Annotated in this window: 20 protein-coding genes; 17 read left to right on the forward strand and 3 right to left on the reverse strand. The window is 51.3% G+C overall.

Annotated features, from left to right (window positions below; translation table 11 throughout):
* Positions 1-26: 26 nt before the first annotated feature.
* The 11 genes from OLM33_05775 (at position 27) to OLM33_05825 (ending at position 14,539) form a co-directional block, all read left to right on the forward strand.
* Positions 27-686, forward strand: a complete 660-nt coding sequence (locus OLM33_05775; protein ID MCW1713178.1) for a helix-hairpin-helix domain-containing protein — start codon at positions 27-29, stop codon at positions 684-686.
* Positions 676-2,106: a ComEC/Rec2 family competence protein gene (locus tag OLM33_05780; GenBank protein ID MCW1713179.1), complete on the forward strand. Its 1,431-nt coding sequence runs from the start codon at positions 676-678 to the stop codon at positions 2,104-2,106. Before OLM33_05775 ends, OLM33_05780 begins: the two co-directional genes overlap by 11 nt.
* Positions 2,107-2,201: 95 nt before the next feature.
* Positions 2,202-2,969, forward strand: a complete 768-nt coding sequence (locus tag OLM33_05785; GenBank protein MCW1713180.1) for a type III pantothenate kinase — start codon at positions 2,202-2,204, stop codon at positions 2,967-2,969.
* Complete coding sequence (locus tag OLM33_05790) at positions 2,947-4,029, forward strand: tRNA-dihydrouridine synthase (GenBank protein MCW1713181.1); 1,083 nt, start codon at positions 2,947-2,949, stop codon at positions 4,027-4,029. Before OLM33_05785 ends, OLM33_05790 begins: the two co-directional genes overlap by 23 nt.
* Positions 4,030-4,050: 21 nt before the next feature.
* Positions 4,051-5,622, forward strand: a complete 1,572-nt coding sequence (gene lysS / locus OLM33_05795) for a lysine--tRNA ligase (protein MCW1713182.1) — start codon at positions 4,051-4,053, stop codon at positions 5,620-5,622.
* A 5-nt stretch (positions 5,623-5,627) separates the two neighbouring features.
* Positions 5,628-7,652, forward strand: a complete 2,025-nt coding sequence (gene ligA, locus OLM33_05800; GenBank protein MCW1713183.1) for an NAD-dependent DNA ligase LigA — start codon at positions 5,628-5,630, stop codon at positions 7,650-7,652.
* Between the two features lie 33 nt (positions 7,653-7,685).
* Positions 7,686-8,015 carry an aspartyl/glutamyl-tRNA amidotransferase subunit C gene (locus tag OLM33_05805; protein ID MCW1713184.1) on the forward strand — a complete coding sequence of 110 codons (330 nt, stop codon included), beginning with the start codon at positions 7,686-7,688 and terminating at the stop codon, positions 8,013-8,015.
* Positions 8,016-8,019: 4 nt separating this feature from the next.
* Positions 8,020-9,501: an Asp-tRNA(Asn)/Glu-tRNA(Gln) amidotransferase subunit GatA gene (gene gatA / locus OLM33_05810; GenBank protein MCW1713185.1), complete on the forward strand. Its 1,482-nt coding sequence runs from the start codon at positions 8,020-8,022 to the stop codon at positions 9,499-9,501.
* Positions 9,498-10,952 carry an Asp-tRNA(Asn)/Glu-tRNA(Gln) amidotransferase subunit GatB gene (gatB, locus tag OLM33_05815; protein MCW1713186.1) on the forward strand — a complete coding sequence of 485 codons (1,455 nt, stop codon included), beginning with the start codon at positions 9,498-9,500 and terminating at the stop codon, positions 10,950-10,952. Before gatA ends, gatB begins: the two co-directional genes overlap by 4 nt.
* A 167-nt stretch (positions 10,953-11,119) precedes the next feature.
* Positions 11,120-13,207, forward strand: a complete 2,088-nt coding sequence (gene fusA, locus OLM33_05820; protein MCW1713187.1) for an elongation factor G — start codon at positions 11,120-11,122, stop codon at positions 13,205-13,207.
* 174 nt (positions 13,208-13,381) lie between these two features.
* A complete protein-coding gene (locus OLM33_05825) occupies positions 13,382-14,539 on the forward strand; it encodes an MFS transporter (protein MCW1713188.1) in 1,158 nt (385 codons plus the stop codon).
* Between the two features lie 64 nt (positions 14,540-14,603).
* On the opposite strand, the gene gltA is transcribed toward OLM33_05825, so the two are convergent.
* A complete protein-coding gene (gene gltA, locus OLM33_05830; GenBank protein ID MCW1713189.1) occupies positions 14,604-16,013 on the reverse strand; it encodes an NADPH-dependent glutamate synthase in 1,410 nt (469 codons plus the stop codon).
* Positions 16,004-16,849 (reverse strand): sulfide/dihydroorotate dehydrogenase-like FAD/NAD-binding protein, encoded by an 846-nt coding sequence (locus OLM33_05835; GenBank protein MCW1713190.1) that lies wholly within the window; start codon positions 16,847-16,849, stop codon positions 16,004-16,006. The genes gltA and OLM33_05835 overlap by 10 nt, the downstream gene beginning before the upstream one ends.
* Positions 16,850-17,117: 268 nt before the next feature.
* Here OLM33_05835 and OLM33_05840 point away from each other — a divergent pair, with 268 nt between their 5' ends.
* Positions 17,118-17,363, forward strand: coding sequence for a glutathione S-transferase N-terminal domain-containing protein (locus OLM33_05840; protein ID MCW1713191.1), 246 nt, complete (start codon positions 17,118-17,120; stop codon positions 17,361-17,363).
* Between the two features lie 32 nt (positions 17,364-17,395).
* Positions 17,396-18,754 (forward strand): glucose-6-phosphate isomerase, encoded by a 1,359-nt coding sequence (locus OLM33_05845; protein MCW1713192.1) that lies wholly within the window; start codon positions 17,396-17,398, stop codon positions 18,752-18,754.
* A 133-nt stretch (positions 18,755-18,887) separates the two neighbouring features.
* On the opposite strand, the gene OLM33_05850 is transcribed toward OLM33_05845, so the two are convergent.
* Positions 18,888-19,076, reverse strand: coding sequence for a hypothetical protein (locus OLM33_05850; protein MCW1713193.1), 189 nt, complete (start codon positions 19,074-19,076; stop codon positions 18,888-18,890).
* Positions 19,077-19,316: 240 nt separating this feature from the next.
* Here OLM33_05850 and OLM33_05855 point away from each other — a divergent pair, with 240 nt between their 5' ends.
* From OLM33_05855 to OLM33_05870, 4 genes are read left to right on the forward strand one after another with little or no spacing between them, the layout of a single operon-like run.
* Positions 19,317-20,780 (forward strand): sodium:solute symporter family protein, encoded by a 1,464-nt coding sequence (locus tag OLM33_05855; protein MCW1713194.1) that lies wholly within the window; start codon positions 19,317-19,319, stop codon positions 20,778-20,780.
* A complete protein-coding gene (locus OLM33_05860; GenBank protein MCW1713195.1) occupies positions 20,758-22,128 on the forward strand; it encodes an ATP-binding protein in 1,371 nt (456 codons plus the stop codon). Before OLM33_05855 ends, OLM33_05860 begins: the two co-directional genes overlap by 23 nt.
* The gene (locus OLM33_05865; protein ID MCW1713196.1) at positions 22,109-23,464 is read left to right on the forward strand and encodes a sigma-54 dependent transcriptional regulator; all 1,356 of its coding nucleotides are present in this window, start codon (positions 22,109-22,111) and stop codon (positions 23,462-23,464) included. Before OLM33_05860 ends, OLM33_05865 begins: the two co-directional genes overlap by 20 nt.
* A complete protein-coding gene (locus OLM33_05870) occupies positions 23,457-24,698 on the forward strand; it encodes a hypothetical protein (protein MCW1713197.1) in 1,242 nt (413 codons plus the stop codon). Before OLM33_05865 ends, OLM33_05870 begins: the two co-directional genes overlap by 8 nt.
* The last annotated feature ends 246 nt before the right edge of the window (positions 24,699-24,944 follow it).

Consider the following 24,944-nt stretch of genomic DNA (forward strand, 5'->3'; position numbering starts at 1 on the left):
GAAACTATTTATTTATATTCCTGGGGTTGCTCTGTTTTATAGGAGCGACTATACTTCTTCACTCCTTCAAAGGACGCTTCGGGCAGGATACAGCAGGGAAGATGACTGTTGAAATGATGCCTGTCATGGAGGACACCATAGATGTTTCCGCTTCGGAACAGCAAGCATCGTCATTACAGGCGGTCTATGGAGAGACGGCAAGCTCTGATGCAGAAAAAAAAGAGTGGGTGATCTACATAACCGGCTCTGTCAAAAAACCGGGCGTCTACAGGATACCTGAGGGAGCGAGGGTATATCAGGCCCTTGAGGCGGCAGGCGGCTTTACTCCCGAAGCCGACCGGGATGCCGTCAACCTTGCGGCGATGCTGCAGGACGGCGCCCATATCAAATTTCCTGCCGTGGGAGAGGAAGTTCCGCAACAGGTGCCGACCGCTCCCGCTGCGCCAATTTCGGGAACAGAGGGAAACTCAGACACACAAACATCTCAGGAGCTTATAAACATCAATACTGCTATGAAAGAAGATCTGGAAAAACTCCCCGGAGTCGGTCCGAAAACTGCTCAGCTGATAATCGACCATAGGGAGAAAAACGGGGCTTACAAAAGAAAAGAGGATCTTCTGCTCATCAAAGGCATAGGGCCCGCAAAGTTTGATGCAGTCAAGAATTTAGTGACAGTTGCGCAATAAAAGAAACGGCCCTCTCTCATACGCACCTGCATTCGCTGCGTTGCTCGGCATATCTTTTTCGCTGCTGGCATACTCATCCGGACACTCACTTCTTATATCTGTCATGATATCAGTGCTTACGGTCTCTTCGTGGATATTTTTCGGGACTTCCGACCCTACGGAGGGCTGGGGAACGGAATTTATCTTCGTAATTATTGTAACAGCCGCAGTCTCATTATCGCTGAACCTGAGGATGTCATGCGAACCGGCCGTTCCTTCAACGATACGCTCTGAAGGCAAGGTGCTCCTCAACAGGGCATGGGGACGAAGACGGGCCCTGCTGATCTCGACATCATACGGGAAGATGGCGGCCTATATGCACCGCTCTTCAGCGCCGGCGGAGGGATCCGGGGTGAGGGTGAGAGCTGCACTCTTTGATTTCAGGAGGGCTGATGCAGGGGGAGGCTTCGATGAATACCTTTTTTGGAGATCGAAGGGAGCCGTAAAAAGGATGATCCCCCTTGAGCTTGAAGTGACCTCTCCTCCTGCCGGCATCCACAAATGGAGAAACTTTCTGGAGACAAAAATTGAGGACGGTCTTCCTGATCTAATGTCTGGATACATGCTGGCGCTCACCCTTGGGATAAGGGACAAAAAGCTGACCGAGCGTCACAGGGAGGCCGGAACGGTCCATCTCCTGGCGGTCTCAGGTTTTCATGTTGGAATACTCGCCGCGATGGCGGGGTTTTTTCTTAAAAGAGGGAAGATCAAGATCCTGACGATATCTGTGCTTATATGGTCTTATCTTGCACTTGCGGGGTTTCCGCCAGGTGGGATAAGGGCGGGGATAATGCTGCAGGTATATCTGCTGGGATTATTTTTGGGCAAACCTTCCCGGCCGTTCAACAGCGTAAGCGTGGCAGGCATCATAATGCTTATCTGCGACCCATGGACATTTCATGACATAGGATGGCGGCTTTCGATGCTCGCGGCACTCTCGGTCTGTGCTTCTGTCGGCATAGCCAGGCAGAATTGGGCCGGAGCTCTTCTCGGATCTGCTGCGGTCTGGTTCGTTACGGCTCCCGTCATTGCCTCGGCCTTTGGAGAAGTTCCTGTTGTGGGGCTGATGATCAACATAGCGGCAATACCTCTGTTTACGGTCATATTTCCTCTGGTCTTTTTCTTTTCTCTCCCTGCCTTCTTCGGGCTGCCTTTAAGCCATGAGATAGCATCAATGTGCGAATATTTGCTTGAGAGCTGGGACATCCTGTCCGGAAAGCTCGTTGAACTTATGCCGTTAAGCGTAGTTTCGACACTGCCTCTTGCCGCCTTTGCATCGTTCATTTTCTTTGCCTCTGCTTTATACGCTTCAGGGGCAACTCTTAAAAAGATCCCGCTCCCTGCCCTTATGTTTTCTCTTCTGGTCCTCTTATTCGCCTGATTGTTGTAAAATAAGGAGAATCTTTGCTCAAATGAATGATATTTCAGTTGGTCAGGCTGATCGCAGCCAAAAATAACCTGTCGGAGGAATGATATATGCTTCTCGTGCTCGACGTGGGAAACACAAATATAGTAATGGGCATATTTGAAGGCGAAGATCTTATCAAACATTGGAGGCTGACTTCTAAGAAGCAGACGGCAGACGAGGTGGGATTCATGACCCTTGGTCTTCTGGGTGCGTCGGGGATTTCGAAAGACAGCATAAAGGCCTCAGTATATGCAAGTGTTGTCCCTTCACTTGACGAGATGTTCATGGATGGGATAAACAACTACATCGGAGTTCCCTGCCTTAAGGTGACGGCCGAGCTTGACACGGGCCTTGAGGTGAGACTGAAGAATCCTGCCGGCCTGGGAGCTGACAGGCTTCTCAACGCAGTCGCGGGAGTTCAGAAGTATGGAGCGCCTCTTGTGGTGGTCGACCTTGGAACTGCGATAACCCTGGATGTGATATCCGCTGACGGAGCATACATAGGGGGTACGATAGCCCCTGGGATGGAACTTGGCATGGAATCCCTCTTTTCACGTACCGCAAAGCTGCCCCAGATAGCCCTTGAGGCACCGGTACACTACATAGGGGGAGACACTACAGAGGCTATTCAGTCGGGAATAGTTTACGGTACGGTCGGCCTTGTCGATACCCTGCTCAGGGGAGTTTTCAAGGAACTGGGCGGACCATGCAGGGTCGTCGCGACAGGCGGACACGCCGAGATACTAGCCATGCACTCCGAGATGGTCAGAGAGGTCGACCAGTGGCTTACGATAGAGGGTCTCAGGATAATATATGAACGAAACAGATTTGAATAAGGAAGAGACATTCTCTCCGCTCCTGCCGGGATATCCGCAGAAAATCGGCGGAGTTTCCGTTGAGAATCCAATATGGCTCGCCCCTTTGGCAGGCATTACTTTTGCATCGGTGAGGAAATTTTACAGAAAACTTGGAGCCGGACTTGTCCACACTGAAATGGTCAGCGCTCTCGGACTGTGCCACAAAGGCAGAAAGACAAAGGAACTCCTCTGTGGGTCAGACGAAGAAAGGCCCGTTGTACTTCAGCTTTTTGGCTCAAGACCTGAAGACATAGAAAGGGGCGCGGTAACTGCCCTTGAAATAAGAAAATTTGAGGCCCTGCAGATAAACATGGCTTGTCCGATGCCCAAGGTGACAAAAAGAGGCAGCGGATCAAAGCTTATGGGAGACCCAAAGGCCTCGGGGGAGATTATCCGGACCATGAAAAAGACAGGCCTGCCGGTCTGGGCGAAGATCAGGGTAATGCCCGCCGGAAGCGGCCTGACCACGTGCGAATACTGTGACCTCCTTTTTGGTTCGGGTGCCGATTTCATATTCATCCATGGTAGGACTCCCGCGCAAAGATATGAGGGAAAATCCTCTCGTGATGCTATAGAAGAGGCTGCCAGGCTTTTCCCGGGAATGATCGGCGGCAGCGGCGACTGCTATGAGCCGGAGGATTTTCTGGATCATCTTAACAGGGGCTGTGCAGCGGTGCTCGCCGGGAGGGGTATACTTAGAGATGTTTTCATGATCCCCAAAACTCTGAGGGTGCTGGGCGGAGAGATCCCCCCCCAATATTGCGAACCCTCACTGGATTTCCAGTCAGAGCTCCTTCTCGAACTGGGCCGCAGCATTTATAATACCGAGGGGCAAACGCAGGCTTTGATGATCTCAAGAAGGATGCTTGCCGCACTATTTAAAGGTTTCTCGGGGGCGGCGCAGCTGAGAAGGCACGGAGCCCTTGCCCGTACATGGCAGGAGATGGAAGTTCTGCTCGAAAGCTGGCAGGATAACAGAAATCTCCCGGAGCTCGAACATACAAAGGATAATTTTCCAAGGGGAGTCATTGGCGGATGAGAACATCCCCGAAGTATTCCAATGGGAAGATCTTATAAAAAGAAAGACAATACGACAGAGGAAGTGATCCAATTGGCGGACGAGACAAGAAAAGAAGAACAGCAGCAAAAGAATATCACGCCTGAAGAGGAGATATTTCGCCAGCGCAAAGACAAACTGATGAGACTGCGCCAGGAAGAGGGATATGACCCGTTCCAGCAGGACCATTGGGAAGTAAAGCATACATTGTCTTATATAAAGGAAAAATACTCTTTCCTTAAGGATGAGGAGTGGTCCGAAGACGAGATCCGGACCGCCGGCAGGGTCATGATCCTCAGACGCCACGGCAAGACGGCATTTGCCACCTTCGAGGATGAGCATGACAGGCTGCAGCTCTGCTTCCAGTTTGACCTTCTAGGCGAGACCGACTACACCTTCTTCAAAAAATGGGTCGATGCGGGGGATTTTCTCGGGATAATAGGTGTGCCCTTCCGAACACAGCGTGGAGAGCTTACCATTGCGGTCAAAAAATTCTGTCTCCTCTCAAAGGCCCTCAGGCCGATGCCGGAAAAGTGGCACGGATTGAAGGATATGGAAGTCCGGTACCGCCAGCGCTACATAGACATGATAGCGAATCCCGAGGTAAGGGATACATTCCGCAAGAGGACAAAGATAATACAGACATTCCGCAGGGTCCTTGACGACCACGGTTCGCTTGAGGTCCAGACCCCGATCCTCTCAACGATCGCCGGAGGAGCGAACGCCAGGCCCTTTATAACTCATCACAATACGCTTGACATAGACATGTACCTGAGAATAGCGACTGAGCTTTACCTCAAGAGGCTTGTGGTGGGAATGCTCGGGAGGGTCTACGAGATCGGGCAGCAGTTCCGTAACGAGGGAATGGATATGAAGCATAACCCCGAGTTCACCTCTCTTGAGGTCTACTGGCCCTATGCCAATTACAATGACATGATGGACCTTGCAGAGGAAATAATCGTAGCATGTGCTGATGAGCTGGGAGGAAGGATCATCAACTACCAGGGCACTGAGATAAATCTCAACCCTCCCTTCCGCAGGGCAACAATGACTGAACTGGTGACCGAACATACTGGGATAGACTTCAGTACTGTCACGGACGAAGAGGCGCGCAGACAGGCTGCGATCCGCGGGCTTGAAGTGAAGCCCTCTGACACCAGATTTGACATACTGCCGGTCTTCTTCGAAGAGTACGTGGAGGAGGAACTTATCCAGCCGACATTCGTGCTTGGACATCCTACGGTCATTTCACCTCTTTCCAAGAGGAACAAGGAGAACCCGGACATCACGGACAGGTTTGAGCTGTTCATCAACGCATGGGAATTCGCGAACGCTTTCAGTGAGCTGAATGATCCCCTTGACCAGAGGGAACGCTTCATGGATCAGGAAAAGAAGAAGGATGAGGGCGACGAAGAGTCTCACCCCTTCGACGAAGATTTCGTCAACGCTCTCGAATACGGCCTGCCTCCGACAGGCGGCATGGGTATTGGGATAGACAGGACAGTAATGCTGCTGACCAACTCAAAGAGCATAAGGGACGTCATACTCTTCCCTACGATGAAGCCGAAGGACTGACATAGATGGCAGTACCCGAAAGCCTTAAAACCAGGGTATCTGAGCTTCGCGCGGAGCTGAAGCGCCATGCGGAGCTCTACTATGTTCAGGACAGCCCTGTAATATCGGATTTCGACTATGACAGGCTTTTAAGGGAACTTGCTGAAATAGAGGAAAAACACCCTGAGCTTCGTACTGCGGATTCACCTACCCACCGCATCGGCGGATCTCCAAGGGAGGGCTTCGTCAAGGTGGAGCACAGCGAGCCGATGATGAGCCTGGATAACGCGCTGTGCAGGGAGGAGCTCCGCTCCTTCTACATTAAGACGGCCCTGGCGCTTGGCATGGAGAGTATACAGGTGCTGTGTGAACCGAAGATAGACGGGCTCGCGGTATCACTTATCTACGAAGACGGGGTTTTTCTAAGCGGCGCTACCCGCGGAGACGGGCGTATTGGAGAAGACATCACCGCCAACCTCAGGACCGTCAAAAACCTGCCGCTCAGACTCGAAGAGACTGTGGCTGGAAGGCTTGAGGTCCGGGGCGAGGTCTGTATGGACAAAAAGGGATTCGCAGCGCTCAATGCCGCAAGGGAAGAGGCAGGCGAGCCCCTTTTCGCCAATCCCCGGAATGCAGCCGCAGGAAGCATAAGGCAGCTGGACCCAAAAGTTACAGCAGCAAGAAAATTGAAGATATTTCTCTATCAGATAGTCGATCCCAAAAAACACGGGATAGAAAGCCAGAAAGAGATGCTTGAGACAATATGCAGACTGGGACTTCCTGTCCAGGGCTCGGAACGCCTCTGCTCGAGCCTTGCTGAGACAGAGGCTTATCTTGATGAATGGACCGAAAAAAGGTTCGGACATAGGATAGATACGGATGGGGTAGTGATCAAGCTTAACGATATAGCAATGAGGGAGAGGCTGGGAGCGACTTCAAAGGCTCCAAGATGGGCCATAGCCTTCAAGTTTCCCCCTGAAGAAAAGGTGACCAGAATAGTAGATATCGAAGTCACCGTGGGACGTACAGGCACGCTCACCCCGACAGCTGTGCTCGATCCGGTGCACCTCTCCGGCACAGTTGTGAAAAGGGCCATACTGCACAATCAGGACGAGATAGACCGAAAGGACATCCGTATCGGTGACTGCGTTCTGGTCCACAAGGCAGGAGAGATAATTCCCGAAGTCATAAGGGTCGAAAAAGAGATGCGGCCCGAAGGCACTGTCCCCTTCAAAATACCGGATGCATGTCCTGTCTGCGGGTCGAAGGCTGTAAGGCTCAGCGGGGAAGCCGCGATAAAATGCTCGAACAAATCATGTCCCGCTCAGATAAAAGAGGGGATATCCCACTTTGCGTCAAGGGCGGCAATGGATATCCGGGGTCTGGGTGAGAAGATAGTGGCTCTGCTTGTAGATAAGGGCATTGTCTCGGATCTCGCTGATCTTTACACGTTGAGAACCGAGGATCTGGTGCCTCTGGAGAGGATGGGCGAGAAATCAGCCCGTAACATCACCGAGGCCATAGATAAGTCGAAAAAACGTCCCCTCGGAGCCCTCATAAATGCACTGGGCATAAGGAACGTGGGGGAGAGGACTGCAAATGACCTGGCGGAGAAGTTCCTTTCTCTTAGGCTGCTTGCGGAAACTGCGGTCATCAGGACATCCGAACTTGAATCGATGGAGGGCATAGGCCCTGTGATAGCTGAGTCGCTCAGGGTATTTTTTTCGGAGCCCCACAATGCCCGCGTGATAGAGAGGCTGAGGGAGGCAGGAGTCAACATGGAGTCTGAAAAGCCCGCCCGCTCCGCTCAGGAGCTTCCCTGGAACGGACTTAAGTTTGTCCTTACCGGAGAGCTCTCTTCGATGACCAGGTCCGAGGCATCAGAGAAGATCCGGGGCCTTGGCGGAGAGACCTCCGACAGCGTCAGTAAAAAAACAAACTTTGTGATCGCAGGCGACCGCGCCGGCAGCAAGCTTTTAAAGGCTCGTTCGCTGGGTATACAGATACTTGAAGAAGAAGATTTTATCAAAAGACTGAGCGAAGCACTGTAGGAAAATGCTTCCCGCAGCTTGGAGGGATCAGGAATGATAAAGAAAATGGTTATGGATGAGGAAAGGCTCAGAGAAGTCCTGGGCTTTTCCTGTATCGGCCTTCCCGAGGAGGAGTACGCAGAGGTACTTGACAGGGTCAACGCGGTACTGAGGATGTGCGACGAGATGCAGGAGCTCGACAGCTCGAACGTCAGTCCTTTCGAGTGGGACGTTATAAAGGCTCCCGCAAGAAGGAAAGACAGCCCTGTAGCCTGGAACGGGAGGGAGCGCCTGCTTGACCGGGCTCCCGTAAGAGAGGGCGACTTTTTCCGCGTCCCAAGGATCATTGCCAGAGACGACATCGAACCGGAAGAGGAGGAGTAAGGGGATGGAATTCCATAAACTCTCTGTCCTCGAGATCGCAGAAGGTGTAAAAAATGGGATATGGAGGGCCTCAGAGATCCTGTCAGCGCATCTTGAGCGGATCAGGAAGTTCGACGGCAGGATAAACTCGGTGGTCACGCTCTCCGAAGAGAGCGCACGGAAAGAAGCCGAAGCGGTCGACAGAGCAGTTGCCGAAGGCAGGGATCCGGGACCTCTTGCGGGTGTCCCCTTTCTTGTAAAGGACAATTTCTGCACAGAGGGCATAAGGACCACATGCTGCAGCAAGATGCTTGAAGACTGGATACCGGATTACGATGCGACCGCTGTCAAAAGGATGAAGGAGGCGGGAGCCGTCCTTATAGGCAAGACCAACATGGACGAATTCGCCATGGGAAGCACGACTGAGAGCTCGATATTCGGACCTACCCTCAATCCGAGGGATCACAGCAGGGTGCCCGGAGGCAGTTCGGGAGGAAGCGCCGCCGCGGTGGCTGCGGGGTTTGCACCGATAGCTCTGGGAAGCGACACCGGAGGATCCGTAAGGCAGCCCTCAGCATTCTGCGGAGTCCAGGGGATGAAGCCATCCTACGGACAGATCAGCAGATACGGCATAGTCGCCTACGCATCGTCCCTGGATCAGGTCGGGCCTATAACGAGAAACATGAAAGACATGGCTGCCGCGATAGACGTTTTGACCGGAGCAGATGCAAACGACACGACATGTGACGCTTACGTGAGGCCATCCTTCTCGGATGCCGCACTTTCAGGGATAAAGGGAAAGAAGGTCGCTGTGCTTACCGGCTTTGATTCTGAGAGCATAGACAGACCGCTTGTGGAGGCCATCGACAGAGCTGCCGAACACTGCAGATCCGCGGGGGCGGAGATAGTTCGGGCCGCGCTTCCCATCACCATGAAGCATGCTGTTGCCTGCTACTACATGGTTGCCCTCGGAGACGCCAGCTCAAAACTGGCCTGTTTCGACGGCATGCGCTACGGTCACCACGCCGATGGGAAGAGTCTCTTCGAAATGTACAAAAGGAGCCGCAACCAGGGATTCGGCAGGGAGGTACGCAAGCGCATACTTATAGGCACCTGCATACTTACGAGGGGCTACTATGAGAACTACTATGTGCCGGCAACAAAGGTGAGGCAGATGATAGCCGACGAATACGCGGAGCTCTTCAGAAACGTGGACGCACTGATCTGTCCCATATCTCCGGCCCTTCCCTACAGAAAGGGGCTTGTTGAGGAAGATCCCGTGCGCATCTATCTGGGAGATGCCTTCTCCTCTGCGGCCAACCTGGCGGGACTTCCGAGCGTAAGCCTCAACGTAGGCTTCACGGAAGAGGGACTGCCGACCAACGTACAGCTTATGGGCCCTCGGTTCGGAGACGCCGGTCTGCTTGCGCTGGCACTGGCGATAGAAAACGAAGCCGGTTCTCCGGCTATTGCTGAGATCGAAAAGAAAGGGGGCTGCGGAGAATGAGGGAGCCCGTAATAGGACTTGAGATACACCTTCAACTGAAGACGAAGACCAAACTCTTCTGCAGCTGTTCCAGTGACTACATAGGAGCAACTCCCAACACTAACGTCTGTCCGGTATGCCTTGCGATCCCCGGCACACTCCCCATACTCAACGACCGTGCCGTGGAACTGGCGGTAAGGATAGGGCTGGGACTTCACTGTTCGATAAACGACAATACCCGGTTCCACAGAAAACACTATTTCTACGCCGACCTTCCGAAGGCATACCAGATAACTCAATATGAGCATCCGATAGCCGTCAGGGGATATGTGGACATCTTTACAGGGGGAAAAGAGAAGAGGATCAGGGTACACCATCTCCATCTTGAAGAGGACGCGGGCAAACTGGTCCATCCCACTTCCGACGGACGGCTCACCGGAGCCTCATACTCCCTAGTCGACTACAACCGCGGCGGTATGCCCCTTTCGGAGATAGTATCTGAGCCGGACATGAATTCAGCCGAAGAGGTATTGGCATACATAATGCAGATCAGGCAGCTGGCTCGCTACCTGGAGGTATCTGACGGAGAGATGGAGTCGGGGTCACTCAGAGTGGATGTCAATGTATCGCTCAGAAATGGCGACGGGAGCCTCGGGACGAGGGTGGAGATCAAGAACGTGAACTCTCTCAGGTCAATCGAGCGCGCTCTTGAGTACGAGATAGCGAGGCAGAACAAGGTCCTTGACGAAGGAGGGCGTCTTGTCCAGGAGACCCGTCTCTGGGATGACGTCGCAGGCGTAACGAGGTCTATGCGGAGCAAAGAGGGGGAGCGTGACTATAGGTATTATGTGGAGATGGATCTTGCTCCGATCTCAGCCGGTCCTGAATACGTTGAGGAGATAAAAAAGAGCCTTCCTGAGATGCCGCGGGAAAAACGCGAAAGGTTCATCAGCGATTATTCACTCTCTCAAGAGGAGGCCGGGCAGCTTACGGAACAAAAGGAGACTGCCGACTACTTTGAAGGATGCGTCTCCGCCGGCGCCCCGGCCGCTAAATGCGCGAACTGGATGCGCATGGAGGTGCAGCGGCTGCTCCGTGAGAAGGACCTGCTGATAGAGAACTTCCCCGTTCATGCTTCGGAGCTCGGGAAACTTATTATCAGAGTGGAAAAGAAGGAACTTTCCAACACCCAGGCCAAGGATGTTCTTGCGGTCATGGCCGAAAAGGGGCTGCCCATCAATGAAGCGATCAAGGCATGCGGAGTCTCCGGAGGCAAGGTCACGGGCCTTGCTCTTGAAGAGATCATCAAAAAGGTCTTCGCAGGCGAACCTGAGGCTGTGAAAACAGTGCGGGCAGGAAATGACAGGAAGGGCGCAAAGGTGAAATTCCTCCAGGGGCTTGTAATGAGAGAGACCAGAGGATCAGCAGACCCTGCTGAGGTGGCTTCTCTTGTGAATTCTATGCTTGAATAAGCGTTCGGGGGTGAAGGGGCAGTTCTCTTCACCTCTTTATTTATACAGGCAAAGATTGACTTAAAGGTGCCTCAAAGGTTATCATCAATAGGTTGTGATGAATTATGGAGCACCCTGTAACCATGAAAAAACATATTCAGCTTCATCAGTCAGAAGGAGTGAAATAAATGGGGACACGTAAACCTGAGGATATTCGCAGCATTGCTCTGATTTCGCACGGAGGAGCAGGAAAGACATCGCTTAACGAGGCATTTCTTTACGATGCCGGCCTTATTTCAAGGATGGGCAGGATCGAAGACAAGAACACAGTCTCAGACTTTGATTCAGAGGAACAGAAGCGCGGAATTTCAATAAGTACTTCTCTTGCGACTGTTCCATACAAAAATAAAACCATTTATGTCCTCGACACCCCGGGCTTTGCAGACTTCGTCGGAGAGCAGCGCTGCGCGATGAGAGTCTCAGACGGCGCACTCGTCCTTGTAAACGCCACTGCCGGCGTAGAGGTCCAGACTCAGAGCGTGTGGGCTTTTGCAGAGAATTTTGAAACCCCCGCTATCTTTTTCATTAGCAAGCTTGACCGCGAAAACGCCGATTTTGACAGCGTGGTCAGCGATATACAGGAAAACATCTCCGACAGGGCGGTACCGCTCTATCTTCCTATAGGGAGCGAGCTTAACTTCAAAGGGCTGGTAAACGTACTTACCGGAAAATCATATATGTACAAGGGCGACGGAAGCAAGGACTTTACGGAAGGCGATGTTCCTGCCGACATGGCCGACGCAGTTTCCTCAGCCCGCGAAACACTGGTTGAGAGGGCAGTTGAAGCGGACGATGAGATGATGATGCGCTACCTTGATGGGGAGGAGATCTCAGTTGATGAACTGCAGGGAGTCCTTCGCAAAGCCGTCTGCTCCAGGTCCATATTCCCGATAATTCCCGGATCAGGTACGGGCAACATCGGAGTTTATCAGGTTATGGACATGGTAGCCGACTACATGCCATCGCCGAAGGACATGCTCAACAGGGCCGCACTTAGGGGAGAAGAGGCCGTTAAGATCGCTCCCGATGAAAAGGGACCTTTCCTTGGCTTTGTATTCAAGGTAATGGTCGACCCCTACGTGGGCAAGCTCTCCTTCGTGAAGGTCTTCTCTGGGACCCTCACAAGCGACCAGACGGTTTTCAATGTTACGGAGGGCGAAGAGGAGAGGATCAGCTCCTTCCGCTTTATGAAAGGCAAGGAGAGCACCGAGGAAAAAGAGATCGTGCTTGGTGACATAGTTGCCATTCCGAAGCTTGAAAGCACGACAGCCGGAGATACGCTCGGAACTAAGGGCGAAGTGCTGAAATTCCGCCCGATACAGTTCCCGCAGCCTGTTTACAGTGTTGCGGTGCTGCCCAAGAGCCGCGCTGACGAAGACAAGCTCGGTACTGCCATCGCCAAGACCCTCAAGGAAGACAGGACACTTTCATTTGTCAAGAACCCGGAGACGAACGACGCAGTCCTCTCGGGAATGGGAGATATGCACCTGGACATAATGCTCTCAAAAATCAAGGAACGCTATAAGGTAGACCTTGAGACCCGCACTCCGAAAGTCCCGTACAGGGAGACCATAAAGAAGACCGCCCGCGCACAGGGAAAGCACAAGAAGCAGTCAGGCGGACGCGGCCAGTACGGAGATGTATGGTTTGAGCTTGCCCCGCTTGAGAAGAACTCAGGAATTGAGTTCATAGACAGGGTGGTCGGCGGAGTGGTCCCGAAAAACTACATCCCCGCGGCTGAAAAGGGACTCAGGGAAGCCGCTCAGAGAGGTTTCCTGGCCGGATACCCGACAACAGACTTCTCATGCGCCATATACGACGGTTCATACCACGACGTTGACTCTTCGGAAATGGCATTCAAGATAGCTGCGTCCCTAGCCTTCAAGAAGGCCATGGCGGATGCGATGCCTGTCCTGATGGAACCGGTAATGAACGTCGAGGTTAAGGTCCCCGAGGAATGCCTCGGAGACGTTATGGGGGACTTTAACAGCCGTCGCGGCCGCATCATGGGTATCGACAGCGAAGGCAAGCTTCAGATCGTAAAGGCCCAGTGTCCTCTGTCTGAAATGTTCCGCTATGCCATAATCCTCCGTTCGATGACGTCAGGAAGAGGCACCTTCACGATGGAATATTCACATTATGAAGAAGTCCCGGGTGAAATAGCAAGAAAGGTCATTGAGGCTGCCGAGAAGGAGCGCGTGGAAGAGGAAGAGTAAGGACCTACTGGGCATAGTCCCGTCAGAAAAAATATGCGCGGGATCCGTGACGTTTCAGAAGCGTCCCCGGATCCCGCTCTTTTATGTTGACCCTCCCGGAAATCTCTTTTATTATTTCCGGTAACAGGGTTTTGGAGATCAGAAGCAACAGTAACAACGGGGGATGCATCGTAAATGAAAATATCAAAGCAGGTACTGCTGGTATTTCTGGCATATTATGGGATAAACTGCCTCTCAAACGTATATTTTGTATTCGGCCCCTTCTACGGTGCTTCAGGAGCGTCGCCCAGGGCGGTCGGGCTCTTCCTCAGCATATTTTACATGGCTATGATAATATGCAGGCCGCTTGGAAGCTGGACGATGGAGAGGCTTGGGATTCGTAGGGCCCTTATGTGGAGTTCGCTTCTTTCTGCGGTGACAGCCGCCGGCATATCGCTTTCACTTTCACAGCCCACCCTGCTCCTATTCTTCAGGGCGATATCCGGTATAAGCGCAAGCATCTTCATCGTAGCTACGGTAGCCTACCAGTCTATGATAATGGACGCGAAATCCAGGGGGATCGGCTTTGCTCTATTCACGACCGGTTCTATGCTGCCGATGGCTACAGTAGTCCCTCTTTCGGAATTTTTGCTGAAAAGGAGCCATACAGATCTTTATCTATGGCTGCCTGTCGCAGTGGCGCTGATCTGTCTTGCGATAAGCGTCAGAATAAGGGATATTTCAGGAGAGACAGACGAAAAACCGGTATGGGGCACCTACTGGAACATGCTCTGCCGCCCCGGGGTGAAGCCGCTTTACCTGACGGCATTTCTTATGTCCCTTGCGGACGGGGCGACTCTCTGTGCCGCGGCGCTGGCAGAAGACAGGGGAGTCCCGGTCTCGTGGTTCATGATCTCAGTCGCAGTAGCTGCTGTGATAATAAGGACGGTCGGGTTCAGGACTATGGATACGATCCCCAGGATCCTTCTTGCCGCTCCCGCCGCAGGGCTGATGGGCCTCTCAATGTTGGGGCTTTCCTTCAGTTCCAGCTGGGTATCATTCGTTCTATTCGGTCTTCTCTTCGGCCTTGGCATAGGAGCGGGCTTTCCCACCGACCTCTCGATCATAGGCGACCTGCTCTCAATAGAGTATCACCCGAAGGCTACCGGTTCTCTTCTTCTTGCGATAGATCTGGGCTGGGTCATCACACCGCTGATCTTCGGTTTTATCTCTCCCCTTTTTGGAGCTGCAGGAGCCTTCAGGCTGATAGGCATGTTCGTGCTTGTCACATCTTCCGCCGTACAGTTTTTATGCTGGATGCCGCTCTGGAAGTGCCCAAAGCAGCAGATATAAGAAAATGCCGGACCTCCTTTTCGGAGTGTCCGGCATTTTCTACAAAGGAGATACTATCCTATCCTTACTTTGATTTTTTCTCAGTGATGTACTTGTCGATAGCCTCGGCAGCATCTTTGCCGGCACCCATAGCAAGGATGACGGTGGCAGCTCCGGTCACTATGTCTCCGCCGGCGTAGACTCCTGGCACCGATGTGGCGCCGGTCTTCGGGTCTGCTTCGATGTATCCCCACTTGTTGAGCTTCATCTCGGGGAACGTTGAGAGAAGGACCTTGTTCGATCCCTGTCCGATAGCCTCGATAGCACAGTCAGCTTCGATGAAGAAATCGCTTCCCTCGACCGGTACGGGACGCCTGCGTCCGGAGGCGTCAGGCTCTCCAAGCTCCATCTGTATGCACTTAACTCCACAAAGCTGGCCTTCGCCGTTATTTACATACTCTGTGGGGTTCGTCAGCCACTTGAAGATGATCCCCTCTTCGACCGCGTGGTGATACTCTTCTATACGTGCAGGCAGTTCCTTAAGGGAACGCCTGTATACGATCGTGACTTCGTCGGCACCTAGCCTCTTTGCCGAGCGGGCCGCATCCATGGCAACGTTTCCTCCGCCTATCACTACGACCTTTCTGAACTTTTTGGTCGGGGTGTCGAAATTGGGAAACTCATAGCCGTGCATGAGGTTGATCCTTGTAAGGTATTCGCTGGCCGAGTAGACACCGTTGAGCGTTGTGCCCGGAACGCCCTGGAAGTGCGGTGCGCCTGCTCCGACTGCGATATAGCATGCGTCGAACTCTTCCATGATCTCCTGCATTGTAATGTTCTTCCCGACGACTGCGTTGCACTCGATCTTAACACCAAGATCCTGCATCGCTTCGATCTCCATCTTTACTATGCTCTTTGGAAGACGGAATTCGGGGATCCCATAGATGAGGACTCCTCCGGCCGCATGGAGTGCTTCAAAAATAGTAACTTCATAGCCCTTCTTGGCGAGATCGCCAGCTACGGTGAGGCCGGAGGGACCGGAGCCGACCACGGCTACTTTGCCTTTGGCCGAGACGGGAGCGTTTGCTGTTTTTGCCTTTTCCTGTGCGTACTTCCAGTCCGCGACCAGACGCTCAAGTTTTCCAATGGCGACGGGCTCAAAACCGGGCATCTTACCTACGGTGCAAAGCTCCTCGCACTGTGTCTCCTGCGGACATACGCGCCCGCAGACGGCAGGAAGGTTCGTATACTTGTCCAGAACCTCGGCCGCCCCTGCCATATCTCCGTCCCTGATACATTTGATGAACCCTGGGATGTCTATTGCTACAGGACATCCTGCCACACATGGTTTCGTCTTGCACTGAAGGCAACGTTCTGATTCCTTCATGCCTTCCTTGACCGAGTAGCCGAGGCATACCTCTCCGAAATTGCTTCTGCGTACCCCCGGATCCTGTTCCTTTATCGGGGTCTTCCACTTGGAAAATGTTACTGCCATGACGGTCCACCTACTTCAGCTTCAAATTTGTCCATGGAGATCTTTTCTTCGTCCTTATACTGGCGCAGACGGCTCATGAATTCGTCCCAGTTGACCTTGTGCCCGTCGAACTCAGGTCCGTCAACACATGCGAAGAAGATCTTGTTGTCTACGGTCACGCGGCAGCATCCGCACATTCCTGTGCCGTCTACCATCAGTGGGTTGAGGGATACTATTATGGGAAGACCCAGTTCCTTTGCCGCCTTTGTACCGAACTTCATCATTATCGAAGGTCCTATGCACCAGCAGCGATCGATCTTCTCGCCGCGCTCGACCACCATTTTCATGGCCTCTGTAACGACGCCCTTCATGCCCTCTGAACCGTCATCGGTGGTGATGATGAGTTCGTCGGAGTATTCAGCGCATTCTTCCTTCATTATCACCAGTTCGGAGGTACGTCCGCCAAGGATCGTTATGACCTTGTTCCCGGCCATTTTGAGTTCCTTGATGATAGGGTAGAGCGCGGCGATGCCGACCCCGCCGCCGATCATGAGGACTGTTCCGTATTTTTCTACCTCGCTGGGTGTCCCGAGCGGACCGGAGATGTCTTTGATACAGTCGCCGACGTTGAGGCATGACATTGCAGCCGTAGTCTTGCCGACTACCTGGAATATGAGGCGGATAAGCCCCTTTTCCTTGTCATAGTCAGCTATCGTGAGAGGGATCCTCTCTCCGTGGTCGTCAACGCGAAGAACGACGAACTGGCCGGCCTTAGCGTGCTTTGCAATACGCGCGGCCTCTACCCAGATGTCAAATTCTTTGGGTGCGATCTTTTGTTTAGAAACGATTTTGAACATAACGTACCTCCTCTAAAGTTTCTTTAAAAAAACTCTATTTTGTAAATTTATAAACAGACGCCGTTAAATCTATCTCAATTTGTGAATAATTGCAACATCTAAAAGCGGACAAAAACAAACCACCCAAAAGAGAAATAATGCAACAATGGTTCGGGATAATCTTCGGGGAAGGATTAAATTACCTTCCTCTTCTAAATAATCGGTGAGATTGGCGTTATAATTATTTGTAACGCTTTGGGGGCTAATATAAGAGAGGAAGTGTGAGAACATGGAAGTGAAAGTATTCTCTACAAATACCTGTCCTTGGTGTGATAAGGCGAAGGAGTATCTTTCGTCGCTCAACGTCGAATATGATGTGATAAACGTGGCCGGTGACAAGGCTGCCGCGATGGAGCTCGTCAAAAAGACGAGACAGATGGGAGTTCCTGTGATACAGGTCGGAGAAAAGTACATAGTAGGTTTTGATCAGCTTAAGATCAACGATGCGCTTAAAGAAGCCGGGCTGCTGAAATAAAGACAATACTGGCCCCAAAAGGGAGTGCTTTCATGGAAAAGCTGTCGATATCGTATAATTTCGGAGGGGCTTTGGGCTGCTGCGGCCCCTCTTTTGAGGATTTCAAAAAGAGAAACGAAGGAGCCTGTGCCGAAGCCGCCGAATGGCTTAAAGTGACCCCTTCAGTAACTGAAGGTCATGGATGGATGGACCTTCCGGAGACAGATACGACAGAGATCAAAAAAACTGCAGAATGGCTGAAAGGCTATGACTCGATCATCCATGTCGGCATAGGCGGCTCTGCACTGGGAAACCTGATGCTGAACCAGACCCTGCTTGGCGACTATTATAACCGTGGGGGGGCGAAGCCCAAATTCCATCTTGCCGACAACCCGGACCCGACAAAGGCCCGCGCCATATGGGAAGAAGTGAAGGGCGGAAGAGTTGCACTGGTGGGGGTAAGCAAATCCGGTGCAACGGCTGAGACCATGTCCCAGTTCCTGTGGTTCAGGAATGAAATGACCATACTCAGAGGCAGGGCCGACGATGACATACTTGTGATAACCGACCCGGAAAAGGGCATATTCCGCTCGTTCGCGGGAAGCTCGGGGTGCAAGGTGATGGACCTTCCCGCCTCAGTGGGAGGAAGGTACTCTGTCCTATCCGCAGCAGGACTTATCAGCGCTGCGGCAGTTGGCATCGATATAGACGCCCTTCTGAAGGGCGCTGGCATTATGAAAAAGATACTTCTTGAAAATACCTCCATAGAGAGCAATCCGGCATGGCTGGCTTCATCTTTGCATTATTACCACGAAAAAATGGGAAGGCCCATGGCAGTAATTATGCCCTATTCCAGCAGGATGGCCTTTTTCGCGGAGTGGTTCGCCCAGCTTTGGGGCGAAAGCCTTGGAAAAGAGGGCAGGGGAACAACGCCCGTAAGAGCGCTTGGGGCGACAGACCAGCATTCACAGGTACAGCTCTACACAGAGGGCCCCGACGACAAATTTTTCACTATAATCAATATTAAAGACCACGGAGATAAGATATGTGTTCCACCGGTGGACTGCGAGGCGCTGAGTCTCCTCTCCTACCTTGACAACTCCGAGATAGGCGAAATGCTCGGACTTGAAGCAATGAGCACCGCTGCGGCCATTGTAAAGGCGGGACGTCCGCTGGTATGGATAGAAATGCGAAAGATGGATGCTCTGACACTTGGCGCCCTGATATTCTATTACGAGTTTATGACAGCAATGACCGGAAAGATGATGGATATAGACCCCTTTGACCAGCCCGGTGTCGAGCAGGGGAAGAAATACACTTACGGCCTGATGGGGCGCGGCGGGTATGAAAAGGATGCAGCAGAGGCAAAAGAGTGGTTTCGAAAGATTTCAGACTTTAGCCTTAATATCTGAAGAAGATCTTGGGGATAACACCGGACGTCCTTATCGAGATGAAAAAAGCCCGGAAATTATCCGGGCGGATTTTATTCTAACATAGCATGCATCGTTGATCTGCGTTTTGCCTGGGAAAGAGTTGGATCTTCCTTCAGTCGGATATTTTCAGTCTGATGAACTCTCCCTGGAGGTTCCAGCTCTTTTCCTGGATACTGCTGAACTCTCCGGGCTGTTTCCACGGCAGCATATTTGCAACGCCAAACGCGTCAACTACTGCAATGAACCTTGAACCGCTGTCATCGATATAAAGGTAGACGCCTTCGGGTTGTTGTTTTGCCATAATGTCACTGCCTCCGTATAAAATATCCGTTCCGAACTCCTTATATGTTACTACATTGAGGCGGTTCAGACCAGTTGACCTTTTATCAGGTTTTATAAATAGGTTTGGGAGAGGATGCTATGAGTCTCATTTTTTTTAGTTGGCTAACCTTTGTAGTGCTTGTAATTTCTCCCGGTATTATAGCGTTCCTTATTTCCGGGCGAAAGAAAAGCAGATCCTGACAGGAGCATTTTGCTGCTGATGTCGCCGCTGATATACTACCTGCTTGCTTTCGGAGCATATACGATCTCAATAATTCTGATCACGGGACAGTCTTTTGCCTGGAAAGAAACACGGCTTTCTTTTTATCTGGGGGGTCGCAGATTCTCCTCTTTCCCTACCACAGCGACCTTCTGTGCCACGTGGATGAGTCCGCTCTCTTTGGTAGGATACAGCATGTGGCTCTACAGCGATGGTTATGTTGCGTTTCTTGCCTCCGTCAACGGATGGATACTTGGGCTGCTGTTTTTCCCGTTCATAGTCAAAAGGCTCAGGCTCAAGCGTGTCCTCTCTCTTCCCGAATGGCTTGAAAAAACATACGGAGACATAAGGGTCCGGAAACTCGTTGCGCTTACGATGATATTTTTGTACACCTTATATCTGGTGATCCAGTTCAGGGCATTCGGTATAATAGTCTCATACATGCTCGATATACCTTCAGGCTTCACTTCTACTTCCCTCATATACCTCTTCGTGCTTTACACGACTTTCGGGGGATATATCTCTGTTGTTAGGAGCGATATTCTCAACCTTTTCCTAATAATCCTGGGAGTGACGGCGGCGGCGGCATTTTCCATGCCTTCGGGTTTTTCTCTGAACGCAGCGGCAGACGTTTTGTTGATGAAAGACCATCTGGATACGGTGAAATCATTGAGTTATTCTGAGATTTTTTCTGTTTTTGCCATAATGCTCTCATGGGGACTCGGAGTAGCAGGAAACCCCCAGTACGCAGTCAGAATACTGGCATGCCGCACTGAAAAGGATGCATATAAGACCATAGCTGCGTCTCCGTTCATAGTGGGATGGATATATATATGCGTGACTTTTTTCATTTTGGTTTGCAGGTCTTATTATCCCGTCATCACAAACCTTGAGGAAACCCTTTCATTCGCGAAACTGGGGCAGTTTCTGCCGCCATTTGCCAGTGCAGCCCTTCTTGTCGGGGTAATTGCCGCGGCAGTCAGTACTGCAAATTCGCAGCTTTTGCTGGCAGCCTGCTCCTTATGCTATGATCTTTTCCCGATCAAAATGGAAGAAGGCAGCACAGACAGTCTCGAATATTATGAAGACAGGTTTCTTGTGATAAACAGAATAGCCATAACAGTCATCGCTTCGGCTGCGCTGTTTCTTTCCCATGCCGGACTGCCCGGTTATCTGATGCTCGGACGTATAAGTTGGACACTTGTGGCTATCTGTTTTTTCTTTCCGCTTTTTTTACCCTCCTGGATAATAAAGGAAAAACTGTTCTTTGTTTTGAGTACAGCACTTTCGGTCCAGTGTTTTTTTGTCTTTGCCGCTGAGATCAGCCCCGAGAATGCCATGCTTGCTGTTTTGATGCTGGAGGCACTTCTCTTTAAAATGTTCAAATGCTCCTCGCTGGAAATGGACAGCGAAATTACTTATCAGGAAAGACAGGGAAGCCATGCTGAACAAATACAGCCTTGAGACCCTGATGAAATGGATCTTCATGTCACTGGCTATCTCAATGGTAGCGCTTACGCTGGGTGCCAGGCTTCACCAGAGTTATGCCGAGAAAAAAAAGACTGCCGGTGAATTCGGCAGAGAGTTATCTGTAATATACGATGAAAGGAAATATTCTCTTCCAAAAGAGATCGTGATGGGACAGCTGGGACCTTTCTGGAGGGAATCCCTGCCGGATGAAAAACCTGAGCTGGTGATCAATAACGGAGGCGAGATGCTCGGATTCAATCTCGACCTCAAAAGCATAATCATTGCTCTTGTTGAAGAGGAAAGATATCTTATGCTTGTAGGCCTGCTCGGCCTTATTGCAGCTGTGGAACTGGCAGTGCTCTTATCTTATATGCTGACCCGCCCTCTAAGGCGCCTCGCCTGGGGATGCAGGCAGATCGCACAGGGAAGCCGTGTGAAAATAAGGCACAACGCGCTGAGTCCCTACGAATTCCATGAGCTTACAGACAGCTTTAATGAGATGGCAAGTGAACTGGAAAGATGGAAAGAGGTCCAAAGGCAGGTAAGCAGGATGGACAGGCTGGCGGCGCTTGGTGAGATGATCTCGGGCCTGTCGCATGAAATAAGAAATCCTCTTGCAAGCATAAGGATACAGCTGGATCTTTTGCGCATGGAGCTGGATGTTGTTTCAGACAGCCGGGGATCGGACGCGGAAAATGATATTTCCGATGCAAAGGAATATATTTCCATACTTGACCATGAGATAGACAGGCTGAACAGGACAGTGACCCAACTCCTCTCGTTCGTAAGGCCAAGGCAGCCAATGATGGCAAAGGTCCTGCTGGACGACGTTCTCCCATGGTGCATTTCGATGCTGAAGCCTCAGGCGGAAAAAGAGGGAATAGAACTTATTACCCGTAAGTTAGACAGCGGTGTTACGGTGCAGGCTGACAACGAAATGCTGCAGCATGTGATAATGAATCTTTCCCTCAATGCTATCCAGTCCATGTCATCGCAGGAGTCCGGAGGGAAGAAGGTCCTTTCAATAGCCACCGGCTCTTCGGCAACAGGCCGAGGGACAAATAAATTTGGAATGGTAAGGGTCAGCGACACAGGCCCGGGAATACCCGCTGAAATACAGCACAGGATATTCGACCCTTTCTTTACGACCCGTCAGGATGGGACCGGATTGGGACTCAGTATCGTACAAAGGATCGTTGATGGTATTGGGGGGACACTTTCACTGGATACTTCTTCAGAGGGAACGATTTTCAATATCTTCATTCCCCTTGCAGAAGATGTGCCATGCGGTGCCGACCTTCAGCCTATGGAGGTGAGAACAGATGAACATATGGATAGTTGATGACGAGGTCAATCTTGCGAACGGGCTCAAAAAGGCTTTTGAAAAGAGCGGTTTCAGCGCGAAGGCCGTCAAATCGATAAATGAGCTCCACCATCTTCTCGCAGCCGAGATACCGGCGGTCATATTCCTGGATCAGCGCCTTCCTGACGGAAACGGGATAGAGGTTCTGCCTGCGATACTTCAGCAGTATCCGAGATGCAAGGTCATCCTGATGACGGCCTTCGGTGATTCAAGACTGGTAGTGAAAGCTATACAGGAGGGGGCATACAACTATCTGGATAAGCCTTTCCCGTTTGATGCGGCAAAAAACATGCTGGAAAGGGCAATTGAGTCGATAAGGTTCAGGAATCAGGCAGAATTTCTCCTTTCTGAAGGCCCTAACCGGCTGCTCGGCTCCTCAAACGAAATGCACAGGATCAGGGATACCATTTTGAAGATAGCCCGGCATCAGGATATTTCAGTGTTGCTGCAGGGTGAAAGCGGAACTGGCAAAGAGGTGGCTGCCAGAATGATCCATCACGCATCAAACTGCAAGGGTGATTTTGTTGCGCTCAACTGTTCTGCGATACCGGAGTCACTTCTTGAATCAGAGCTCTTCGGCTATCGGAAGGGAGCCTATACCGGAGCTGATACCGACAAGCAGGGACTTATTGAGATAGCGGACAAGGGTACACTTTTTCTGGATGAGATAGGAGACATGCCCCTCAGCCTTCAGAGCAAGCTCTTCAGGTTCCTTGACCAGAGGTCCTTCAGACCCCTTGGAAGCACAAAGGAAAAGAACGTGAGCCTCAATCTCATCTGTGCCACATGCATAGATCTCGAGAAATATGTAAGGGAAGAGAAGTTCAGGAAAGACCTTTACTTCAGGATCTCAGTCATACCCATAACGATACCTCCTCTGAGGGAGAGGGACAAAGACGTGCTTGAACTTGCCTCCTTTTATCTCGCAGAATTCTCCAAAAGGCTTGGCAAGAGCGCAGCCGCCTTTACAGATGATGTAAAAGACGTCTTTCTGAATTATTTTTGGCCGGGCAACGTAAGGGAACTCAGGAACCTTATCGAGAGGATACTCATCCTTAAGGAAAATTCAGACAGCACGGTGCGCCTTGCGGATCTTCCGGCGGAAATGCTTGAGATGCAGCAGCAAGGCACAGCAGGCATTCCTGCGGCCCATCTCTGCTGCGGATCTCTTCCCGAAACGATGGACAAGATAGAACGTGAAATGATAGAGTCCGCCCTGGCAAGGTGTATGGGAAGCCGGACCCAGACCGCAGCTGAACTGGGTATTTCAAGGTTCTCACTCCTAAGAAGGATGCAAAGGCACGGACTTGACTGACAACAGGCTTGTACAGAAGCCGAAGTTAAGTGTAAAAGGCAGGCTTGATCCAAAAGTAATGCTTGGGGCAAACCTGCTTTTTGTGCCCTTGGAAGACCTGACCGAAAAGTGCCGGAACATCCTTGGGGAAAACCCATTCTTTAGTTTTGTCCCCCCGGGATGGCAGAGCAGCGCGGTGGATATAGACGAACTGGATGAAAACGCTCTCCCTGCTCGGCAGAGCCTTGAAGAACACCTCTCCATTCAGACGGCTACATGTCCCAAAGTCGGCACCCTTCCCCATCCATTTTCGTCGGCAGGATTCTGGTCTTCGTTCCTTGACGGAAAAGGTTATTTGAACACTTCAGCGGATGAGATAGCGGTAATGATGGGTGTAAGCAGGAATCAGGCTATCGATTACATCACGTCACTTCAGGGCTATGTCGATCCGCCTGGACTCTTTGCATCGGATCTGAGGGAATGTCTGCTGATACAGCTGGAAAGGGCAGGTCTTAAGGGAAGCCTTCAGTGGTCGATACTGAAGGATGGTCATGAGCTGCTTGCAGAAGGCCGTATCTCGGAGCTTTCAAAGAAAATGGGGTGTGCCAGGGAAGAGACAGAAGAGGCGCTGGAAAGGATCAGAAAACTGGACCCATCGCCGGGATCTGGATTTTTGACCACATCTCCTGTATATCCCGAAATAGAATTTGTAATAAATAAGGGAGCCCCTCTCCCGAAACTTCTGCTGCAGAACTTGCCATCTATAAAGAACAACTTAGACGAAATGCCTATGACCATCAACAACATTCTTGAAGAAAAATGGATCTCCCCGCTCTGGTCCAGAGCAAAATACGCACTGATAAGGCTGGGGATGAGATACAGGACTCTGATCAGGATTTCCCTTCTGATCTCGGATATCCAGTCGGAGTATCTCAGAGGCGAGAAAGAGACGCCTTCCCCGCTGACTTATGAATATGCCGCGCGAAAGCTTGGACTCAATACTTCGACAGTCTTCCGTTCGATAAACAATACCAGGTGCCGTGCTTTTGGAAGGACTATAAGAATGGAGGCTTTTTTTTCCAGGGGACTCTCTTCAAGACCTGACATCAGCGTGGAGGACCTCAGGTCAATGATCAGGGACCTCAATCAAAATGGGAAAAATGACCGTATGATAGGTGAGATCCTTTCCCTGCCTACCAGGACCGTTGCATACCACAGAAAAAGAATGGGTTTGCGGAAGGCAGAGGTCAAATAGTTGAATATGCACAACAGTGAGAAATGTGTGCATTCTTTACAGATGTGCGAAAAACGCACAGAACATAGACGTTCTTCGAAACCCAGAGGATATCCACCTTCAGATATTGCTTTTCTTTCAGCGTCGAAATAAACTTTTTCCCTAATAAAACTACCCAAAATTCATTACATTAGATTTTCTTTAACTTATTTGGGTATATCCATATTTTCTGCCGGTTATGGCAACTTTTTTGCATGTAATAGGTTA

It is taken from the genome of Synergistaceae bacterium DZ-S4 (assembly GCA_025943965.1).
GTDB classification, from domain to species: Bacteria; Synergistota; Synergistia; order Synergistales; family Synergistaceae; genus Caenicola; species Caenicola nitritireducens.

Bases quoted from the DNA above. Each gene is read 5' to 3' on its own strand.
- ligA (MCW1713183.1), top strand. From the start codon at position 5,628: ATGGCAGTACCCGAAAGCCTTAAAACCAGGGTATCTGAGCTTCGCGCG.
- OLM33_05785 (MCW1713180.1), top strand. From the start codon at position 2,202: ATGCTTCTCGTGCTCGACGTGGGAAACACAAATATAGTAATGGGCATA.
- OLM33_05805 (MCW1713184.1), top strand. From the start codon at position 7,686: ATGATAAAGAAAATGGTTATGGATGAGGAAAGGCTCAGAGAAGTCCTG.
- OLM33_05840 (MCW1713191.1), top strand. From the start codon at position 17,118: ATGGAAGTGAAAGTATTCTCTACAAATACCTGTCCTTGGTGTGATAAG.
- OLM33_05855 (MCW1713194.1), top strand. From the start codon at position 19,317: ATGTCGCCGCTGATATACTACCTGCTTGCTTTCGGAGCATATACGATC.
- fusA (MCW1713187.1), top strand. From the start codon at position 11,120: ATGGGGACACGTAAACCTGAGGATATTCGCAGCATTGCTCTGATTTCG.
- OLM33_05825 (MCW1713188.1), top strand. From the start codon at position 13,382: ATGAAAATATCAAAGCAGGTACTGCTGGTATTTCTGGCATATTATGGG.
- OLM33_05850 (MCW1713193.1), bottom strand. From the start codon at position 19,076: ATGGCAAAACAACAACCCGAAGGCGTCTACCTTTATATCGATGACAGC.
- gltA (MCW1713189.1), bottom strand. From the start codon at position 16,013: ATGGCAGTAACATTTTCCAAGTGGAAGACCCCGATAAAGGAACAGGAT.
- OLM33_05860 (MCW1713195.1), top strand. From the start codon at position 20,758: ATGCTGAACAAATACAGCCTTGAGACCCTGATGAAATGGATCTTCATG.
- lysS (MCW1713182.1), top strand. From the start codon at position 4,051: ATGGGAAGATCTTATAAAAAGAAAGACAATACGACAGAGGAAGTGATC.
- OLM33_05790 (MCW1713181.1), top strand. From the start codon at position 2,947: ATGAACGAAACAGATTTGAATAAGGAAGAGACATTCTCTCCGCTCCTG.
- gatA (MCW1713185.1), top strand. From the start codon at position 8,020: ATGGAATTCCATAAACTCTCTGTCCTCGAGATCGCAGAAGGTGTAAAA.
- OLM33_05835 (MCW1713190.1), bottom strand. From the start codon at position 16,849: ATGTTCAAAATCGTTTCTAAACAAAAGATCGCACCCAAAGAATTTGAC.
- gatB (MCW1713186.1), top strand. From the start codon at position 9,498: ATGAGGGAGCCCGTAATAGGACTTGAGATACACCTTCAACTGAAGACG.
- OLM33_05865 (MCW1713196.1), top strand. From the start codon at position 22,109: ATGAACATATGGATAGTTGATGACGAGGTCAATCTTGCGAACGGGCTC.
- OLM33_05845 (MCW1713192.1), top strand. From the start codon at position 17,396: ATGGAAAAGCTGTCGATATCGTATAATTTCGGAGGGGCTTTGGGCTGC.